The sequence below is a fragment of the Microbulbifer sp. CAU 1566 genome, from assembly GCF_023156515.1.
GTDB lineage: Bacteria > Pseudomonadota > Gammaproteobacteria > Pseudomonadales > Cellvibrionaceae > Microbulbifer.
In genome coordinates, this window is record NZ_JALNMG010000001.1 from 312864 (window position 1) to 332305 (window position 19442).

Below are 19442 nucleotides of genomic sequence, written 5' to 3' on the forward strand. Positions count from 1 at the left end.
TTCCGTTTAGATCGACAGTTCAATCGGCTGCTGGGCCGCATGAGGATGTTCGCTACCTTTATACACCTTCAGTTTCTTGAACATGGCGCGGCCCAGAGGACCTTTCGGAAGCATGCCTTTTACTGCACTTTGAATAGTGCGCTCAGGCGCCTTGTCGATCAGCTTCTCAAAGCTAATGGATTTAAGACCACCAGGGTAGCCGGAGTGGCTGTGGTAGATCTTGGCTTTGGCCTTATTGCCCGTCACGCGAACTTTTTCCGCATTGATCACAACGATGTAATCACCGGTATCCACGTGTGGGGTGTATTCAGGCTTGTGCTTGCCGCGCAGACGACTAGCGATCTCGGCGGAAATACGACCAAGAGTCTTGTCGGCAGCGTCAACAATGTACCAGTCGCGAGTTACCGCTTCCGGCTTGGCACTGTAAGTCTTCATGTTATAAAACACCTGTACATGGCCCTAGAATTGGGCCGTCCCACGAAAAGAGCGCGAATACTACATAAGCGCCCGGGGCTTTTCAAGCAGAAAGTTGGCCAACTTGTGACCAGTTATACCTCACCATCTCACCACCCGGAAGGGCCTACGACGCCCTGGCAACATAGGGCCGCACGCATCACTCTGGGCGGTGCGGCCTCGCCAGATACTCCCGGGATTGCATCTCCTGCAAGCGGCTTACGGTGCGCTCAAACTCGAATCGCAATTGGCGCCCGCCATACAGGGACTCCACCGGTTCGGCCGCGGAAATAACCAATTTGACGCAGCGGTCGTAGAATTCATCAATCAGGTTAATGAAGCGACGCGCCTGACTCTCCATGCGCTCATCAAAACGCGGCACATTCGCCAGCAATACCGTGTGGAACTCCCGCGCCAGCTCGATATAGTCATTCTGCGAGCGGGGACCGTCGCAAAGCTCAGCAAATTCAAACCAGGCCACATCATCCGCCACACGGTTGGCAACAATCGGCCGCCCCTCGATATCCAGCTTTACAACCTCACGCACCTCGCAACCTTCCACCATCAGGTTACCGAAGGACTGCTCCAGGCTGGCATCTGCCCCCGCGTCCAGCGGAGAATGATAGAGCTCCGCCATCTCCAGTGCGCGCAGCCGGTAATCGACTCCGTTATCCACATTGATTACCTTGGTGTGCTCCTGCAGCAGGGCAATCGCGGGCAGGAAGCGCGCCCGCTGCAGGCCATCCTTATATAGCCCCTCAGGCACAATATTGGATGTTACCACCAGGGTAACGCCCCGCTCGAACAGCGCTTGCAGCAAATTTGCCAGGATCATGGCATCGGTGATATCGGAGACAAAGAACTCATCGAAGCAGAGCACCCGCGCCCGCTCCGCAATCCGGTCGGCGACTTTTTCCAGCGGGTTCTTTTCCCCGGCCAGCGCCTTCAATTGCCGATGCACATCGCGCATAAACCGGTGAAAGTGAGTCCGCTGCTTGCGCTCGAGGGGCAGCGCTTCAAAAAAAGCATCCATCAGGTAGGTTTTGCCCCGCCCCACGCCCCCCCAGAAATACAGCCCTGTCTCCGGCCCGCTCGGTTTGCGCCAGATGCGCCGCAAACTGCCCACAAAACCGCCCTTGCGCCGATCGGCCAACAAGCGGTCGTACAAATCCTGCAATTCGGCAACGGCCGCCTTCTGCGCCGGGTCAGCAACAAAATCCGGGCGCTGCAAATCGCGCTCATAGCGCTGCATGGGTGTCATACGAGGGGGCGCAGACTGGCGCTGTTCCATGACCATCAATCCATAACCATTCATTAAACTTGAGAATACCTTGCGAAATTGGCGGCAGCGGAGGCGCGCATCATCACAGTCAAGCAAACACCGGAAAGCCGACCGGCCGGCAAGTGGCGCGCACTTTACCAAATCCGTCACGACTTGGCATAAACCTCAGCACAGCACCGCGGTTGGATTTGCGTATAATAAGGTCACCGTCACGGATGGCCGGTGCCACTTTTTATATGAGGAGGAAGTAACGTGCACTCAACTTCGATTTTAATTCTGGTCGGCGTCGTCGGCCTCGCCCTGGGAGCCCTGCTGGCCTTCCTCGCTACCCGCAGCCGCCAGAATATTGACCGCACCCAGGAGCTGGAACTGCGCCTGAAGGAAGCCAATACCAAACTGGAAGACTTCCAGTTGCAGGTCAACGAGCATTTTGACCAAACTGCACAATTGGTTCACAACCTGACCCAGAGCTATCGCGACGTGCACGAGTACCTCGCCAACAGCGCCATGCGACTGTCGAGCCAGGATATCGGTCGCCAGATGCTGGAGGCCGGCAGCGGCCAATTGAGCGACAACGACGACAACCTTCGAGTGCTCCCCCCCAGAGACTGGGCCCCTAAAGAGCCGGGCGCCAAAGGCACCCTATCTGAAGATTTCGGCCTGGACAAAGAGCAGACAGCGCCAACGCCCGCGCCGACGGCAGAGGTGGTGAACCGTTAGATATTGCCGAGCAACTAACATCAGCGCTTTCGGGCGCGCACAAAAAAAGGCGGGTGATACCCGCCTTTTTTTTGGCTATTCGAAGCTCAAAGCTTCACAGACCCTGGTACTTCACAGGCTCTGGTAATAGTCCATCAAGATCTGGGCAACTTCCGGGCGAGAGAACTCCGGAGGCGGCGCAATGCCGTTACCCAGCATTTCACGGACCTTGGTACCCGACAGCAGAATAAAGTCGTCTTTGGTGTGATCCGGCACATCGCGCATCATCACCACACGATTCAGCTTTTTCGAGTAAGCAGTGTGGTCCGCACGGAAAATTTCAATCTCCAGCGCGCCTTCCGGTACCTTGTCATCAAAGATGGTCTGCGCATCGAAAGCGCCGTAGTAGTCGCCCACACCGGCGTGGTCACGGCCAACAATCAGGTGGCTACAGCCACAGTTTTGACGGAACACCGCATGCAGCACCGCTTCACGTGGGCCGGCGTAGAGCATGTCAAAGCCATAACCGGTAACCATCACAGTGTTTTTCGGGAAGTAATCTTCCACCATTTTGCGGATGGAGGCATCGCGTACGTGTGCGGGGATATCACCCGGCTTCAGCTTGCCCAGCAGCATGTGAATCAGCACACCGTCCGCATCCACCGCTTCCAGCGCCATTTTGCACAGCTCTTCGTGGGCGCGGTGCATCGGGTTACGGGTCTGGAAAGCAACCACTTTGCTCCAGCCGTGCTCAACGAATTCATTGCGAATTTCCACTGCGGTACGGAACGTATCCGGGAAATCAGACTGGAAGTAGCTGAAATTCAGCACTTCAATAGAGCCAGAGATCAACTGGCGACCGGCGCCTTTAAAGGTCGCCACACCCGGGTGGGCGTCATCCAGGGTACCGAAAACGTGTTCGGCAATGGTGTTGATCTGCTCGTCGGTTACCGTCTCGATGGCATCCACGTCCATGATCGCCAGCACCGGGTTGCCCTCTACATTGGGGTCGCGCAGCGCAATGCGTTTCACTCCGGCGATTGCCGAAGTGTCTTCCACCATGTTTACCACCGGCACCGGCCAGAACAGGCCATCCGCGGTGCGCAGGGTTTCCGCAACACTCAGGGTGTCTGCCAGGCTCATGTAGCCGTGCAGAGGGTTGAAGTAACCCGCCCCCAGCATCACGGCATTGGCTGCCGCAGCGGAACTGACCACGATGGACGGCAGGGACTCCGCCTCGTGCATCAGCTGATGATGACGCTCACTGTCGTAAACAAAGCGGGGCTGCAGCTCGACACTGCCGTGCGGGCGAACCAGAGACATAGGCACTCCTGGGATGTCTGGGTGAAAAATGAACAAAATCGGCGAAATTTTTTGAGCGCCACATTATACGGATTACCACGCCGGCACCAAGTAGCCTGAGCGTGTCTCCGGCCACCGGAATAGAACGATTAGCGAGCACTTTAGAACCGAAAAGCACTTAAAAAGGCGTATAATGGCCACAAACCAAGGAGCTGTCGGTGTCACCACAACGATTTCTACAAGACTGGGCCATCCCGGCCGCCATTGGCCTGCTGGTAGCCGCAGCACTGTTACTCGCCTTCCCGCACCTGCGCACTCAGGATCAATCCGCTCCTGCAGCCGGTGACGCCCAGGGGCCGATCTCCTACGCCAGTGCTGTCAATCTGGCGGGCCCTGCCGTCGTCAACATTTTCACTCGCAAAAAAGTTTCCCAGCAGCGTTCCCCATACGCCAATCACCCGCTGGCCAATCACCCCCTGTACCGCCACTGGTTTGACAAAATGAACCAGCTTCAGCAGGAGCGCATGGCGGCCAATCTGGGATCCGGGGTTATCGTCAATGAAGAAGGCTATGTACTGACTAACTACCACGTGATCGCCGCTGCGGAAGAAATTGCCATAGTGCTGTCGGACGGTCGCGAGGCCCAGGCCAGGATCGTGGGCTCCGATTCAGACTTCGACCTCGCGGTCCTGAAAATCGACCTCGACAATCTGACCGCTATCGCTGTTGGGGAACCAGACAAGACACAGGTGGGGGATGTAGTACTAGCGATCGGCAACCCCTTCGGTGTCGGGCAAACAGTCACCCAGGGAATCATCAGCGCTACCGGCCGCGACCTCAGTAATACGGGGACCGGCAGCTATCTGTTGAACTTCCTGCAAACCGATGCCGCCGTTAACCCAGGTAACTCTGGCGGTGCCTTGGTCGATGCGCGCGGTAAATTACTGGGGATAAATACTTCAATCCTGAACCAGAGTGGCTCGGTCGGCGGTATCAGCTTTGCGATTCCCGCCAATATCGCCCTCAAAATCATGCAGGACATCATCGAATTTGGAAGAGTGGTTCCCGGCTGGCTGGGTATTGAGGCACAGACGCTGTCTCCGCAGCTAGCCCGCTCCTTCAACCTGGCCTCGACCAACGGTGTCATCATCACCGCCATCTACAATCAGGGGCCTGCCGATCAGGCCGGCTTGAAACCAGGGGATGTGATCACCCACATCAATGATGACCCGATCAATGACGGCAAGCATGGTATTGCAGCGATGGCCACGCTCAGACCGGGAGAAGTGGTAAGCATCATCTATGTGCGCAACGGTGAGATACGCACCACGCAAGCGACGGTATCCGAGCGGCCTCAATCCCGCAGCCGCAGCTAACAATCCAAGACTCTAGGGCGCAAAGCGTGCGCTGGCGCCCCTAACTGATCAGCCTGATCAGCTTTGTATTTCCTCAGCCAACCGATACTCCGCAGACCGGGCGTGCGCATCCAGTCCTTCGCCTTTGGCCAGGGTTGATGCAACGCGTCCGAGGGTATCTGCCCCTTGCGGCGAACAGTAGATAATGGAGCTGCGCTTCTGGAAATCGTAAACACCCAGAGGCGACGAAAAGCGCGCGGTGCCGCTCGTGGGCAACACGTGATTGGGGCCCGCACAATAATCCCCGAGGGCTTCTGCGGTGTAACGTCCCAGGAAAATTGCACCTGCATGACGAATCTGGGGTAGATATTGCTCCGGGTCATCCACCGACACTTCCAAGTGCTCGGGGGCTATTCGGTTGCCGATTTCTATGGCCTGGGCGATATCACTGACCAGGACTAATGCTCCGCGGTCGGCGATGGAGCGATTGGCAATTTCATTGCGGGGCAATTGCTGCAGCAGTTTCTGCAGAGACACCTCTACGGCATCCAGGAAAGCGGCATCCGGGCACAACAGGATCGACTGCGCCTGCTCATCGTGCTCCGCCTGGGACAACAGATCCATGGCAATCCAGTCAGGATCGGTTTTCCCATCGCAAATCACCAGGATCTCGGAAGGCCCGGCAATCATGTCAATGGCGACCTGGCCAAACACCGCACGCTTGGCCGAAGCAACGAAAATATTTCCCGGTCCGACAATCTTGTCGACCCTGGCGATAGACTCAGTGCCATACGCCAAAGCCGCGACTGCCTGGGCGCCGCCAACGGTATACACCCGATCCACACCGGCAATAGCCGCGGCGGCCAGCACCAGGTCATTGAGCTGGCCATCCGGGGCCGGCACCACCATCAAAACCTCATCCACTCCGGCCACTTTCGCCGGGATCGCATTCATCAGCACGGACGACGGATAGCTGGCTTTCCCCCCAGGCACGTAGATACCCACACGCTCCATCGGGGTAATCTGCTGTCCTAGGATGGTGCCATCGTCCTCCTGGTACTGCCAAGACGACTGCAGCTGATGTTCGTGATACGCACGCACACGCTTCGCCGCGATTTCCAGCGCCGTCCGCTTTTCCGCAGGAATCCGCTCCAGCGCAGACAGCAGGTCTGACTGCTGCAGGCAAAATTCCGCCGCCCCTTGCAGGTTTCGACGATCAAAGCGATTGGTGTACTCGACCAGTGCCGCATCACCCCGCGCCTTCACCTGCGCCAGAATTTCTGCCACCACGGTTTCGACCTGATGATCCGCCACCGACTCCCAAGCCAGCAGACGATCGAGGCTCTCGGAAAACTCCGGGCTGCCGGCGTCCAGCCGGCGGATGGAAAAATCACTCATAACACTTATTTCGAAATGTAGTCGTTCGAATTGCAACGAAGCCGGGGCATTCGTCGCAGCTGCCCTGTAGTCGTGACTAGCGCGGCTTTATACCTTTAAGACTTACGCCTTTACGCCGCCTTTACACCTTTACGCGATTACGCCTTTACGGCCTGAGCCAGCTGCTCAATCAGCGCATTGATCGGGCCGTATTTCATTTTCATGGAGGCCTTGTTCACGATCAGGCGGCTGCTGATATCGGCAATTTTCTCACGAGCTTCGAGGCCGTTTGCCTTGAGGGTATTGCCGGTATCCACGATATCCACGATCTCGTCCGCGAGATCCATCAGCGGTGCCAGCTCCATTGCGCCGTACAACTTGATGATATCTGCCTGGCGCCCCTGAGCGGCGTAATAGCGTTTGGCCGACTGCACAAATTTTGTGGCCACCTTGATACGGCCGCTAGGCAGGGCTGCCCCCTTAATACCGGCAGTCATCAGCTGACAGCGGGCAATGTTCAGATCCAGGGGCTCGTAAATATTGCTGTCATCATGCTCCAGCAGGTTATCTTTGCCAGCCACCCCCATATCGGCGGCCCCATGCTGTACGTAGGTGGGCACGTCCGAACCACGCAGGATCAGCAAGCGCACATTTTCCTGATTGGTTGCAAAAATAAGCTTGCGGCTCTGGGTAATATCTTCCAGCGGCTCGAGACCGGCAGCAGCCAGCAGCGGCAGCGTTTCCTTGAGAATACGCCCCTTGGTCAGGGCAATAGTGATCTGCATAGCGATTATATTTATCTGAAAGGCCCACCTACAGCGGGCAGGGAAGCAGTGCCAGCCCCTTCATCCCCCGGACCTGGCACCCCTTGGATTCGCTGATTATAAAGCGGCGGCCATCAGCCGGGAACACGGCGAATATTCGCACCCAGCTGCTGCAACTTCTCCTCAATGCACTCGTAACCACGGTCGATATGGTAGATCCGATCCACGATAGTCGTGCCCTCTGCCACCATACCCGCAATTACCAGACCAGCAGAGGCGCGCAGGTCAGATGCCATCACTGGCGCCCCTTTCAACTTTTCCACACCGGTGACGATGGCGGTATTCCCTTCGAGCACAATATTCGCACCCATGCGATTCAGCTCATGGGCCTGAATCAGGCGGTTCTCGAATATCGTTTCCACCACCGCACTTTTGCCCTCGGCCACCGCGTTGACCGCCATGAACTGGGATTGCATATCCGTCGGAAATGCCGGATAAGGGGCCGTGCGGAAGCTCACCGCTTTAGGGCGATTGCCCTTCATGTCCAGCTCAATCCAGTCGGGACCTATCCCGATATGGGCACCAGCCTCTTCGAACTTCACCAGTACCGCATCCAGGATATCCGCGCGGGTATGGGTCAAACGGACCTTGCCCCGGGCTGCAGCCGCCGCGGCCAGAAAGGTGCCGGTTTCAATACGGTCCGGCATCACCGGGTAGGTACAGGGAGACAGGCGCGGCACGCCGTGCACGCGGATGGTGTCGGTGCCCGCACCCTCGATCTGGGCGCCCATGGCGATCAGGAAATCGGCCAGGTCCACAATCTCCGGTTCACGCGCAGCGTTGTGCAGCACGGAAGTGCCATCGGCGAGCGCCGCAGCCATCAGCAGGTTTTCAGTGCCGCCTACGGTCACCTTTTCCATCACGATATTGGCACCCTTGAGGCGACCATTGCTGCGCGCGCGAATAAAGCCCTCATCGATGGTGATCTCCGCCCCCATGGCCTCCAGGCCCTTGAGGTGGATATCCACCGGGCGACTGCCGATGGCGCAGCCTCCGGGGAAGGACACATTGGCCACCCCGTGGCGAGCCAATAGCGGCCCCAGCACCAGAATCGATGCGCGCATGGTTTTCACCAGCTCATAGGGGGCGGTCAATTCATTCACCGACCGGGGGTCTATCTCAACGCCCAGCTTTTCGTCGATGGTGATATCGGCTCCCATGCACCGCAACAGAGTGATCATGGTGGTGATATCGTTGAGGTGCGGCAGGTTCTGAATCTGCACTGGACCGTCTGCCAGCAGTGCAGCCGCCAGGATTGGCAGTGCCGAGTTCTTGGCTCCGGAGATTTTCAGGGTTCCGGAAACGGGGCTTCCCCCTTCGATAATCAGCTTATCCATTCGAACTGCGTTCCCTTTGCGAAGCAGCAACTCCCGATGAAACAGGAATCACTGACCGGCCTCTTCTGGTGTCAGGGTTTTCATCTGCACGGCGTGCAGTGAGCCATCGGCAATCTTGTCGGCCAGTGCGCCATAGACCAACTGCTGCTTTTTCAAGCGACTGAGGCCAGCGAAAGCTTCGCTGATCACGGTCAGCTGCAGGTGACTGCCTTCAAAGGCGACCTCAACCTGGCTATCGGGAATTTGCCCTTCAATCAGGGACTTGATTTGATCTGGTTGCATAGGTGGGACTTAGAATCGGAGTTAAAACAGCGCGCAAGTGTACTGGAATACGGCATCCCGCGCAGCCCGAGCCGCTACGGCAGCCGCGGCCAAGACACCGGATGCGACACGCGGGCCTGCGGTGTCGCATCAATCGCGGGTACTTACATGAGCACTTACACGGGCGCTTAGCGCGCGTCGTCGGCGGCGTTGTCCGCCGCCGACCAGTTGGCAATCACTTTATCGATGTCACCGCCATTGGCCTGCATCGCCTGGGAGAACTGCCCGCGGAACGTCTTACCGAGATTGACCCCGTTAAGGATGACGTTGATCAGCTTCCACTGACCACTGCGATTGCGCACCAGGGTGTAAGAGACCTTGGTCAACCCTTCCTGGCTGCGGACTTCCTGCAGCACATTCACACGATTACTGCTGGGCGCAGTACCCGGGTTTACAACCTTTACATCCATAGTGCCAAAGGTCGCCACACCACGGGCAAAAGTGGCAACAAGGTCACGGCGGAAAGTGCTGGAAAACTTCGCTCTTTGCGCAGGCGTTGCCTGCTTGGCATAGCTGCCCATGACACCGCGAGCGATGAAATCAAAGTCCACCACCGGGGCAAGCACTCGGTCGATGGCCGCGTAATAGCGCTGCGGGCTGGAGTTGACATGCTGCCCCTCTGCGCGAATGACGCCGAGCAATTCGCCTGAGACACGCTCAATCGTTGTATATGGATTTTCAGCTGCGGCAGCAAAAGGTGCCAAGCAGCACAGCAGAATGGCGGAAAACAGCACTTTGGCCTTGCGCGCCATTCTATTTTGGATGGTCATAGTGAGTGCACTCACAGAATATCTCCCATTGGCAATTCGTCCCTTTGGATGCACACAACACCAAAAAGTGTCATGGCGACGCCAAAAAATCACGCTGGCGGCGATGGAGAGGCGTAATGTCCACTCAGCCCGACTCCGCAGCTGACAATAGCGGCGGCAAACTATACCATTGCGCCGCATCTAACAAGCGGCACTGGGTCACTTTCCCACTGCCACCGAGTGCGCCCCGGCACGACTGCATCATCGGGGAAGCAAGAGACTACCGGGCGCCCGACAACGCCGGGAGGCAGCGACAAACTCCCAGCTCAGTGAACCAATAGACCGAAACCCTGTCCGTCATTGAACAACCAGGGTTTAGCAATCTGGGCGCCTACACATATATAGACGTAAAACGCTTGCGCAGCAGCCGCCCAAATGGACCGACCGCCGCTGCGGCGAACTGGCATCAGCGAACACTGCCGGCTAAATACTGCCCGCTATTAGTGAAAGGTTAGCACGTCAGATCGCCTCACAAGGGACCGCGCCCCGGGAAAGGGAAACCACAATATAGCGTTGGGCAACACCCGCAGGGCAGCCACATGAAATAGGGCTTCTCTACACTGAACGGGATGACACAGGTAGCCGCCCGCAACTACCACCCAGCAGAATCCACGCGAGAGATGTAATGGGAAAAGATCGGATCATTCAGGCTGGACGCCGCACCATAGCCATGGAAACTGCCGCCGTGGCAGCGCTGGAAGCACGTATCGGCGAGGACTTCCACAGGGCCTGCGAGCTAATGCTCGCCTGTCGCGGGCGTGTGATCGTCTCCGGCATGGGCAAATCCGGGCACATCGGCCGTAAAATTGCCGCCACCCTCGCCAGTACCGGCACCCCCAGTTTCTTCGTGCACCCTGGTGAGGCCAGTCACGGCGACCTGGGAATGATTACCCGACAGGATCTGGTCGTCGCCATATCGAATTCAGGTACATCGGCAGAAGTGCTCACTTTGCTGCCGCTGTTGAAGCGCCTGGGAATCCCCATGATCAGCATGACCGGCAAGCCGGACTCACCGCTCGCCCAGTCTGCAGACGTCAACCTCGATATCGCAGTAGAGACAGAGGCCTGCCCGCTGAACCTGGCGCCGACATCCTCCACCACCGTTACCCTGGTTATGGGGGATGCCCTGGCGGTTGCACTCTTGGAAGCCCGCGGCTTCACCGCCGAGGATTTCGCCTTTTCACACCCGGGCGGCGCCCTCGGCCGGCAATTACTGCTCAAGGTCGAAGATGTGATGCACGCCGGCGATGAATTGCCCCAGGTGGCACCGGAAACGCACCTATCCCAGGCCCTGCTGGAAATGACCAGCAAAGGTTTTGGTATGACCACCGTGGTGGACGGCAAGGGCCAGCTGCTGGGCGTATTCACCGATGGCGACCTGCGCCGGGTAATCGACCAGAAATTTGAATTGAATAGCGCCACCATGGAACAGGTCATGAGCCGCCGCCCGAAGACGGTCAGCGCCCAGACCCTGGCCGCGGAAGCCCTGCGCATTATGGAAGACAACAAGATTACCGCGCTGGTGGTCGAAGACCCTGAGCACCACCCGATTGGGCTGCTGCATATGCACGATATACTGCGCGCCGGCGTTATCTGACCCGCAGCCCTGTCATCGCAGCCTAAATAAAGGGCACACGACCGGCAGATTGATAGAGCGACAAAAGGCTTAACCTTGAACCAGCAAAACGAAACACAGCAAACCGCTGCACAGTACGCGACCGAGGAAGAAATTCACCACAAGCTTTCCCGGGTACGCCACCTGATTCTCGATGTGGATGGCGTACTCACCGATGGCCGCCTGTATTTCGACAACCACGGCAACGAACTGAAAACCTTCCACACCCTGGATGGCCACGGTATTAAGATGCTGCAGCAATCTGGTGTCGCCGTCGCCATCATTACCGGGCGCCGCAGTTCTCTGGTGGAAAAGCGCGCTCACGACCTGGGAATTACCCGGCTGATTCAAGGGCGCGAAGACAAGTTCAGCGCCTTTCAGGAGCTGTTTGCCAACGAGGCTTTCGACCTGGAACAGATCGCTTACGTAGGCGACGACTACCCTGACCTGCAACTGATGACGCGGGTCGGCTGCCCCATCGCCGTCCCCAACGCCGCGCAGCCAGTACTGGACAGGGCCCTGTTTGTCACCCAGCGCAGCGGTGGTGCGGGCGCCGTAAGGGAAGTCTGTGACCGCATCATGCAGGCACAGGGCACTTTCGACGCCGCCCTGGCACCCTACCTGGCCAATTGAACCCGGCCGGCGGAAGCGAAAGGCATCGACATCAAAAACAGCGGGCAACTGTCAGACCCGCCAGCAGAATATTGAAAGGAAAGCGATAGCTCATGCGCACCTGGTTACCACTGGTCATAGTGGTCGCACTTGTTTCCCTGGGGCTTTGGTTTGCAGAGAGCCCGCCCAAGCAGCTGCTCGGCAAACGGCCGACGCAGCAGGACCACAACAAAGCGGCCGACCTGATCATCCGCGACGCCCGCACCCGCCACTTCAATGTCGAGGGGACTCTGGCTTACGAAGTAGACGCGGAGCGCATCACCTTTTTCCAGTTTGCGCGCCGGGACAGAGCGGATCTTACGGAGCCCAGGATGATGTTTTATCAAGGGGAAAATTCCAAATGGCGTACCGAGTCCCGCGCTGGTATCGCCTTTGACAACGGGCAGAAAGTGGTGCTCCAAGGTGACGTTTCCATCAAAGAGCTGCCACAGCCCGGCATCACCCTGCGCACCCCCAAGATCGTGATAAAGCCGCGAGAAGAATTCGCCGAGACGGACAAAGTTGTTACCATTACCGACGGCCCCAATCGCACTACCGGCAAAGGCCTGCGTGCCGATCTCAAACAAGACACGGTAGAAATTCTGTCTGATGTGGAAAGCAGCTATGAAACCCGTTGATTTGTCCCGTACTTTGCCGCTTCACAGCGCCTTTCGCGGCCTGTGTACAGCCGCACTGTCGTCCGTGTTATTGCTCGCCGCCAATGCCCAGGCGCTGCCGAATGATCGCGAGCAACCGGTCAAGGTCTCGGCTGACAACCTGGAAGCCAATCGCAGCAAAAACCTCTCCGTATACAGTGGCAATGTGGTCATCTCCCAGGGGTCGCTACAAATACGCGCCGACCGTGTGGAAGTCCACGGTAACGCCCAGGGGGAGATCAACAAGGTGGTAGCCACCGGCAAGCCGGCGCACTTCCAGCAGCAAGTAGAAGAAAGCACCACCCCGGTAAAAGCCCGCGCCCAGCGGATCGAATTCCTGGTTGGGAGCGATGCACTGCAGCTCACCGGCGAAGCCTTCGTGGATCGCGACGGCAACACCCTGTCTGCCGAACGCATCGACTACGACCTCAACAGCGAACAGATGAAGGCCCAGGGCCAGTCGGAGAAGAAACGGGTGGAAATGATCTGGAAACCGGAAGGTAAAACTTCGGACAACAGCCAGTAACGCCACAACCAGCAAGCCCCGCGACAGCAAACATCAGCAAGACGAGGCGGTTGCATCCGCCCAGATACCGGAATTCACTATGCCGACGCTCAAAGCGTTACATCTCGCCAAGCAGTACAAAAAACGCAAAGTCGTCCAGGATGTCTCCGTGAGCGTGTCCAGTGGCCAGGTAGTTGGCCTTCTGGGGCCCAATGGCGCCGGCAAAACCACCTGTTTCTATATGATCGCCGGGCTGGTGCAGGCAGACGACGGCCAGGTGATGATCGACAGTGAAGACATCACCGGGCTGTCCATGCACGGCCGCGCCCGCAAAGGTATTGGCTACCTGCCCCAGGAAGCCTCCGTATTCCGCCGCCTGTCGGTGCAGGACAACATTCTCGCCATCCTGGAAACACGCAAGGACCTCAATCGCAGCCAGCGCAAAGAGCACCTGGAATCCCTGCTCGAAGAGTTCCATATCACGCACATCCGCGAGAGCCTCGGCATGGCGCTATCCGGCGGTGAGCGCCGCCGGGTTGAGATTGCCCGAGCCCTGGCCACCAACCCCGCCTTCGTGCTGCTGGATGAACCATTTGCCGGGGTGGACCCCATCTCCGTCAATGACATCAAACAGATCATCCGTCACCTGCGGGATCGCGGAATCGGCGTGCTCATCACCGACCACAATGTGCGCGAGACCCTGGATATCTGTGAAACCGCCTACATCGTCAGTGAGGGCCATATCATCGCCTCAGGCAACCCCAAAGACGTGGCCGAAAACAAGCAGGTGAAAGACGTCTATCTGGGACACGAATTCACCATCTGAGCACCATCACGTGTATTCATCAGCTTTTCTCACTCTTCGGCTGATGCCCATCACAATTTTGTAAAGAGTGACCAAAGGGACGAAATTTTTCGGCACACTTATTGCTTAACGTGCCTCTTGAGTTCCGTTTTGCCCCGGGGTAGTCTGCAGGAAATGAGCTTTCCGCCGCCGCTTCAAGCATCAAATTTGTCGCAGCGGCCCAACGCCAGATTTTTCTGCCGGCAAACTCCCTATGAAGCAGTCACTCCAGTTAAAACTCGGCACTCAGCTGACCATGACGCCACAGTTGCAACAGGCTATTCGCTTGCTGCAACTGTCGACGCTGGACCTGCAACAGGAAATCCAGTCCGCCCTGGATAGCAATCCGCTGCTGGAATCCGACTTCGAAGAACACACTGGCGAAGCCCCCCAGGAACAGAACACCCCCGCCACCTCCGAGCGCCAGGAGCGCGAAGCTGCCAACGCCGACAGCGTCCGCGAAGCGCAGGCCGAAGCCGGCGTGGACGGCGACTGGAACGGGGAAATTCCCGACGACCTGCCCGTCGACACCCGCTGGGACGATATCTACACCAACAGCAGCTACAGTGGCGGCGAGGCGGAAGAGTATGCGCTGGAGCAGCGCAATGCGGTCTCGGAGAGCCTGCAGGATCACCTGCTGTGGCAACTGAACCTCACCCCACTGACCGAAGGCGACAAGTTGATCGGCGAAGCCCTGATCGACGCCATTGCCCCTAACGGATTTCTGGATGCCGATCTGGATGAACTGGCCGCAGCGCTGAACGTAGAAACCGATGAAGTTCTGGCAGTACTGAAAACCATCCAGCACCTGGAACCGGTCGGATGCGGTGCCCGGGATCTGCGCGAGAGCCTGCTACTGCAACTGCGCCAGCTCCCCGAGCAGACACCCTGGCTGGCCCAAGCGCAGGCGATTGTCGGCCAACACCTGGACTTACTGGGCAAGCGGGACTTCCGCCAGCTCAGCCGCCGCACCCGCCTCAGCGAGATACAGCTGGGCGAGGTGATGCGCCTGATCCAGACACTCACGCCTTACCCGGGTGAAGCCTTCGGCGGCGAAGAGCCGCAATACGTGGTGCCGGATGTGATCGTCAGCCGCCGGGAACAGCGCTGGGTGGTGGAACTGAACCCGGAAACCACCCCCAAACTGCGCATCAACGACACATACGCGGCGCTGATCAAGCGCGCGGACAACTCCAATGAAAATAACTACCTGCGGGACAATCTGCAGGAGGCACGCTGGTTCCTGAAAAGCCTGCAGAGCCGCCATGAAACCCTGCTGAAGGTCGCCAGCTGTATCGTGGATAAACAGCGGGGGTTTTTCGAGCAGGGCCCGGAAGCCATGAAACCCATGGTACTGGCAAATATCGCCGAAACCATCGGCATGCACGAATCCACCATTTCCCGGGTCACCACGCAAAAATACATGCTTACGCCGCGCGGTGTATTCGAGCTCAAATACTTCTTCTCCAGCCATGTGAGCACCGACTCCGGTGAGGACGCCTCCTCCACCGCCATTCGCGCTCTGATTCGCAAGCTGGTGGATGCGGAGCAGCCACGCAAGCCACTGTCGGACAACAAGATCACCCAGGAGCTGGATGCCCAGGGCATCAAGGTGGCCCGCCGCACCGTGGCCAAATACCGCGAGTCCATGGGAATACCCTCCTCTAGCGAGCGAAAGCGACTGGTCTAACCAGACCAGTCACTAACTGGTGGCGCCACACCCCTCTCCCGGTCAGTTTCTGGACAACCAATGGCCAGACATTGAGTGTATCCTTCCATTCTGGCGCACTTCCTAGTAGGGTTGCCGCCCTGTGCGGGGGTGCCACCGGATGTGTTGTACCCTTTGAGGAGATTTCCATGCAGATCAATATCAGTGGCCACCATGTAGATGTTACTCCGGCCATTCGCGATTACTGCCTGACCAAACTGGACAAGCTCTCCCGCCACAATGACCTGATCACCAACGCCCAGGTCACTCTGTCCGTCGACAAACTTATCCAGAAAGCCGAGGCGCGGGTTCACGTGAACGGCAACAAGGATATTTTTGCGGATTCGGAATCTGAGGACATGTACGCAGCGATCGACTCGCTGTCCGACAAACTCGACCGACAGCTGCTGAAACACAAAGAAAAGTTACGCAGTCACCGGTAGTTTTCACTAGCCGTTAGACAACTGGCAACTTGCGGGCTCACGCCCGGCAGGTTGCGCCAGATCATTAGTAAGTTATGACACTGGAAGCATTACTCTCTCCCCGCCTAAGCCTTTGCCACCTGGCGGGGAGCAGCAAAAAAAAGCTGCTGCTCAATATCGCCCAGGCGATCTCAGAAGAATACCCCGATCTGGATTCCGACACCGTCTTCAACCAGTTGGTTGCCCGGGAGCGCCTGGGCTCCACCGGCATCGGTGAAGGCGTGGCCATTCCCCACTGTCGCCTGCCCGGCTGCGAGCGCCCGATTGGCGTCCTCTGCACCACATCGCCAGCAGTCGACTTCGATGCTATCGACCGCCAGCCCGTAGACCTGCTGTTTGCACTGCTGGTACCGGAAGACTCCGACCAGGAACACCTGGACACCCTGGCCGAGATCGCCGCCCTGTTCAGCGATAGCCGTGTGCGCGAAAAACTGCGTGAGGCCACCACCAGCGACGACCTCTACGCGCTGGCCATCAACAGCGCTGCCGCGGCATAATAACGCCACTCGACCCGGACTAAGGTCCTGGCATTCGACCATCGTTGCCCCGGCAGCCGCATCGCGCGGCCTCATGCAGTGAATTCAAAAGCAAGGAGCGCTTGTACTATGCGACTGGTAATCATCAGCGGCCGCTCAGGCTCTGGAAAGAGTTCCGCCCTGCAGTTGCTGGAGGATGTCGGTTTCAACTGTATCGACAACCTCCCCGCCAGTCTGCTCCCTGAGCTGGTTCGCAGGGTGTCGGAACAGCCCCAGGAAAACACCCAGCTGGCACTCGGTATCGACGCCCGCAACCTGTGGCACGATGTGCGCCAGGCACCCAAGGTGATTGAAGACCTGCGGGAAAGCGGCATCGATTGCGATGTCATCTACCTGGACGCCCGCTCACCGATACTGGTACAGCGCTTCAGTGAAACCCGCCGCAAGCACCCCCTCAGCGACAGCCGTACCCACCTGCTGGAAGCCCTGAACCACGAGAAAGAACTGCTCGCGCCGCTGTCGGCCATGGCCGACCTGGTGATCGACACCAGCAGCCTCAGCCTGCACCAGCTGCGCGACCAGGTGAAATCCCGCGTAGTGGGCAAAGACTCCCCGGGTATGGCAATACTCTTCCAGTCCTTTGGCTTCAAGCACGGGGTACCGGTGGATGCGGACCTGGTCTTCGACCTGCGCTGTCTGCCCAATCCCTACTGGGTCGCCGAACTGCGCAACAAGACCGGCATGGATCCGGAAGTGGCAGAATTCCTGCGCTCACACCAGGAAACTGAAGATATGCAGCGGGACATCACCGCCTTCCTCGAACGCTGGCTGCCGTCCTACCAACAGAGTAACCGCAGCTATACCTCGGTCTCTATCGGCTGTACCGGTGGCCGCCACCGTTCCGTGTACATGGTGGAGCAGCTGGCCAAACACTTTGCCAGCACATTCAAAAACATCCAGATACGCCACCGCGAACAGCAGAAACACGCCTGACAAACAGAACAGTCCCATGCAGAAAAGCCGAATCACCATCATCAACAAACTGGGCCTGCACGCCCGTGCCGCCAGCAAGTTTGCCCAGACCAGCGCACGCTTTTCTTCCGAAGTAAAAGTGCATTGCCAGGGCAAAGCGGTGGATGGCAAAAGTGTGATGGCGCTGATGTTGCTGGCCGCAGGCAAAGGTATAGAACTGGAACTGGAAGTGTGCGGTCGCGATGAGGATGCCGCGCACGAGGCGATTTGCGCACTGATCAATGACCGCTTCGGGGAAGGTGAATAACCGCTCCCGACCGCTGCCCGCTATAATGCCCGCACTTTAACGCCAGCCAGACAGCAGGAATCTCTGTGCCCAATCCCGTCACTGCCGACATCAAGTTCAGCGCCCAGAATCAGCTCGGCGAGCTGTTTGCGGCACTGGACAGCGGCACCGGGCGCGAAGTGCAGCGGATGCTGCATTCCCTGTCACCCCAGAGCATCGCCCAGCTATTGGAGAGCTCGCCGCCCCGCATTCGCCAGGTCCTGTGGAAACTGATCGACCGCGAGGTGGAAGGCGAAGTACTGCAGGAGTTGACCGACGAGGTACAGAGCCAGATCCTCGCCACCATGGACACCGAAGAAATGGTGGCCGTGATGGAAGGGCTGGATGCGGACGATGTTGCCGACATACTGCAGCAGCTGCCGGACCGGGTAATGGCAGAAGTGCTCTCGGCCATGAGCGAGAGCGACCGCCAGCGGGTAGAAAGTGTACTCGCCTACGACGAGGAAACCGCCGGCGGTCTAATGGACACGGACACCGTATCCGTGCGCCCTAACCTGACGCTCGACGCGGTCTTGCGCTACCTGCGCCGCCACGCGCAACTGCCGGAGTCGACGGATAACCTGTTCGTGGTCAACCGCCAGGACAGGTTCATCGGCCTGCTGCCGCTAACCAAACTGCTGACCACCGATCCATCGGTGACGGTGCGCGAAGTCATGCTCACCGATGCCGACCCGATTCCCGCGGATATGCCGGACCACGAGGTCGCGCAGCTGTTTGCAAAATACGACTGGATCACCGCACCGGTGGTGGATGAGCACAACCGCCTGCTGGGGCGTATTACCATCGATGATGTGGTGGACGTGATCCGCGAGGACGCCGACCACTCGTTGATGAGCCTCGCCGGCCTCGACGAGGAAGAAGATACCTTTGCCCCCGTCCTGCGCACCGCACCGCGGCGCGCCGTGTGGCTCGGCATCAACCTGCTGACCGCGCTGCTCGCCTCCTGGGTCATCAACCTGTTCCAGGACACCATCGACAAAGTGGTGGCACTGGCGGTGCTGATGCCAATTGTGGCCAGCATGGGCGGCGTGGCCGGCAGCCAGACCCTGACCGTAGTGATCCGCGGTATGGCCCTCGGACAGATTGGGCGCAGTAACCTGAGCTGGCTACTGTCCCGGGAGCTGGGCTCCGGCGCCCTCAACGCCCTGCTCTGGTCCACGGTCATGGGCGCCATTGCTGCGCTCTGGTTTGGGGATCACCGCATTGCACTGATTATCATTGCCGCTATGCTGATCAACCTGATCACCGCTGCTCTCGCCGGCGCCATATTGCCGGTTGCCCTGCGGGCGATGCGCATAGACCCGGCGCTGGCCGGCGGCGTCGCCCTGACCACGGTGACCGATGTGGTGGGCTTTATGTCTTTCCTCGGTCTCGCCACCTGGTTTTTTGCCTGACGCCGACCGCACTCAGGACCCGTTTTTCCAAATC

Annotated in this window: 21 protein-coding genes; 13 read left to right on the forward strand and 8 right to left on the reverse strand. The window is 58.4% G+C overall.

The features are described from left to right. Positions 1 to 6 precede the first annotated feature (6 nt). Both rplM and zapE read right to left on the reverse strand, forming a co-directional pair. Entirely contained in the window at positions 7 to 435 is a 429-nt protein-coding gene (rplM, locus tag M0G74_RS01380) for a 50S ribosomal protein L13 (protein ID WP_160152804.1), read from the reverse strand. A gap of 178 nt (positions 436 to 613) precedes the next feature. Next, positions 614 to 1744: a cell division protein ZapE gene (gene zapE, locus M0G74_RS01385; protein WP_248213608.1), complete on the reverse strand. Its 1131-nt coding sequence runs from the start codon at positions 1742 to 1744 to the stop codon at positions 614 to 616. Between the two features lie 243 nt (positions 1745 to 1987). On the opposite strand from zapE, the gene M0G74_RS01390 reads away from it, so the two are divergent. After that, the gene (locus M0G74_RS01390; RefSeq protein ID WP_248213609.1) at positions 1988 to 2455 is read left to right on the forward strand and encodes a DUF1043 family protein; all 468 of its coding nucleotides are present in this window, start codon (positions 1988 to 1990) and stop codon (positions 2453 to 2455) included. Positions 2456 to 2566: 111 nt separating this feature from the next. Here the strand turns inward: M0G74_RS01390 and sat are convergent, their stop codons facing one another. Continuing rightward, a complete protein-coding gene (gene sat / locus M0G74_RS01395; RefSeq protein ID WP_248213610.1) occupies positions 2567 to 3757 on the reverse strand; it encodes a sulfate adenylyltransferase in 1191 nt (396 codons plus the stop codon). A 197-nt stretch (positions 3758 to 3954) separates the two neighbouring features. Here sat and M0G74_RS01400 point away from each other — a divergent pair, with 197 nt between their 5' ends. Next, entirely contained in the window at positions 3955 to 5112 is a 1158-nt protein-coding gene (locus M0G74_RS01400) for a trypsin-like peptidase domain-containing protein (RefSeq protein WP_160152802.1), read from the forward strand. Between the two features lie 57 nt (positions 5113 to 5169). Here the strand turns inward: M0G74_RS01400 and hisD are convergent, their stop codons facing one another. The 5 genes from hisD to M0G74_RS01425 form a co-directional block, all read right to left on the reverse strand. Then, positions 5170 to 6489: a histidinol dehydrogenase gene (hisD, locus tag M0G74_RS01405; protein WP_248213611.1), complete on the reverse strand. Its 1320-nt coding sequence runs from the start codon at positions 6487 to 6489 to the stop codon at positions 5170 to 5172. Positions 6490 to 6626: 137 nt separating this feature from the next. Then, positions 6627 to 7253 carry an ATP phosphoribosyltransferase gene (gene hisG / locus M0G74_RS01410; RefSeq protein WP_201276940.1) on the reverse strand — a complete coding sequence of 209 codons (627 nt, stop codon included), beginning with the start codon at positions 7251 to 7253 and terminating at the stop codon, positions 6627 to 6629. A 113-nt stretch (positions 7254 to 7366) separates the two neighbouring features. After that, on the reverse strand, positions 7367 to 8629 hold the full coding sequence (gene murA / locus M0G74_RS01415) for a UDP-N-acetylglucosamine 1-carboxyvinyltransferase (protein ID WP_160152800.1): 1263 nt from the start codon (positions 8627 to 8629) through the stop codon (positions 7367 to 7369). A gap of 48 nt (positions 8630 to 8677) precedes the next feature. Continuing rightward, positions 8678 to 8911, reverse strand: coding sequence for a BolA/IbaG family iron-sulfur metabolism protein (locus M0G74_RS01420; RefSeq protein WP_160152799.1), 234 nt, complete (start codon positions 8909 to 8911; stop codon positions 8678 to 8680). Between the two features lie 167 nt (positions 8912 to 9078). Then, the gene (locus tag M0G74_RS01425) at positions 9079 to 9735 is read right to left on the reverse strand and encodes an ABC transporter substrate-binding protein (RefSeq protein ID WP_248213612.1); all 657 of its coding nucleotides are present in this window, start codon (positions 9733 to 9735) and stop codon (positions 9079 to 9081) included. A gap of 649 nt (positions 9736 to 10384) precedes the next feature. Here M0G74_RS01425 and M0G74_RS01430 point away from each other — a divergent pair. From M0G74_RS01430 to mgtE, 11 genes are all read left to right on the forward strand, one after another. Beyond that, positions 10385 to 11356, forward strand: a complete 972-nt coding sequence (locus M0G74_RS01430; RefSeq protein WP_248213613.1) for a KpsF/GutQ family sugar-phosphate isomerase — start codon at positions 10385 to 10387, stop codon at positions 11354 to 11356. 132 nt (positions 11357 to 11488) lie between these two features. After that, entirely contained in the window at positions 11489 to 12007 is a 519-nt protein-coding gene (locus M0G74_RS01435; RefSeq protein WP_348983687.1) for an HAD family hydrolase, read from the forward strand. Between the two features lie 92 nt (positions 12008 to 12099). Continuing rightward, a complete protein-coding gene (gene lptC / locus M0G74_RS01440; RefSeq protein WP_248213615.1) occupies positions 12100 to 12663 on the forward strand; it encodes an LPS export ABC transporter periplasmic protein LptC in 564 nt (187 codons plus the stop codon). Then, positions 12650 to 13207 carry a lipopolysaccharide transport periplasmic protein LptA gene (lptA, locus tag M0G74_RS01445; protein WP_248213616.1) on the forward strand — a complete coding sequence of 186 codons (558 nt, stop codon included), beginning with the start codon at positions 12650 to 12652 and terminating at the stop codon, positions 13205 to 13207. Before lptC ends, lptA begins: the two co-directional genes overlap by 14 nt. 79 nt (positions 13208 to 13286) lie before the next feature. Next, positions 13287 to 14012, forward strand: a complete 726-nt coding sequence (gene lptB / locus M0G74_RS01450; protein WP_160152794.1) for an LPS export ABC transporter ATP-binding protein — start codon at positions 13287 to 13289, stop codon at positions 14010 to 14012. A gap of 232 nt (positions 14013 to 14244) precedes the next feature. Continuing rightward, positions 14245 to 15720 (forward strand): RNA polymerase factor sigma-54, encoded by a 1476-nt coding sequence (locus M0G74_RS01455; RefSeq protein WP_248213617.1) that lies wholly within the window; start codon positions 14245 to 14247, stop codon positions 15718 to 15720. Positions 15721 to 15887: 167 nt separating this feature from the next. Beyond that, on the forward strand, positions 15888 to 16181 hold the full coding sequence (gene raiA / locus M0G74_RS01460; RefSeq protein ID WP_160152792.1) for a ribosome-associated translation inhibitor RaiA: 294 nt from the start codon (positions 15888 to 15890) through the stop codon (positions 16179 to 16181). 74 nt (positions 16182 to 16255) lie between these two features. Then, the gene (gene ptsN, locus M0G74_RS01465; protein WP_160152791.1) at positions 16256 to 16717 is read left to right on the forward strand and encodes a PTS IIA-like nitrogen regulatory protein PtsN; all 462 of its coding nucleotides are present in this window, start codon (positions 16256 to 16258) and stop codon (positions 16715 to 16717) included. A gap of 108 nt (positions 16718 to 16825) precedes the next feature. Next, positions 16826 to 17689 (forward strand): RNase adapter RapZ, encoded by an 864-nt coding sequence (rapZ, locus tag M0G74_RS01470; RefSeq protein ID WP_248213618.1) that lies wholly within the window; start codon positions 16826 to 16828, stop codon positions 17687 to 17689. 16 nt (positions 17690 to 17705) lie between these two features. Continuing rightward, positions 17706 to 17975, forward strand: a complete 270-nt coding sequence (locus M0G74_RS01475) for an HPr family phosphocarrier protein (RefSeq protein ID WP_160152789.1) — start codon at positions 17706 to 17708, stop codon at positions 17973 to 17975. A gap of 65 nt (positions 17976 to 18040) precedes the next feature. After that, the gene (gene mgtE / locus M0G74_RS01480; RefSeq protein WP_248213619.1) at positions 18041 to 19408 is read left to right on the forward strand and encodes a magnesium transporter; all 1368 of its coding nucleotides are present in this window, start codon (positions 18041 to 18043) and stop codon (positions 19406 to 19408) included. Positions 19409 to 19442: the final 34 nt, after the last annotated feature.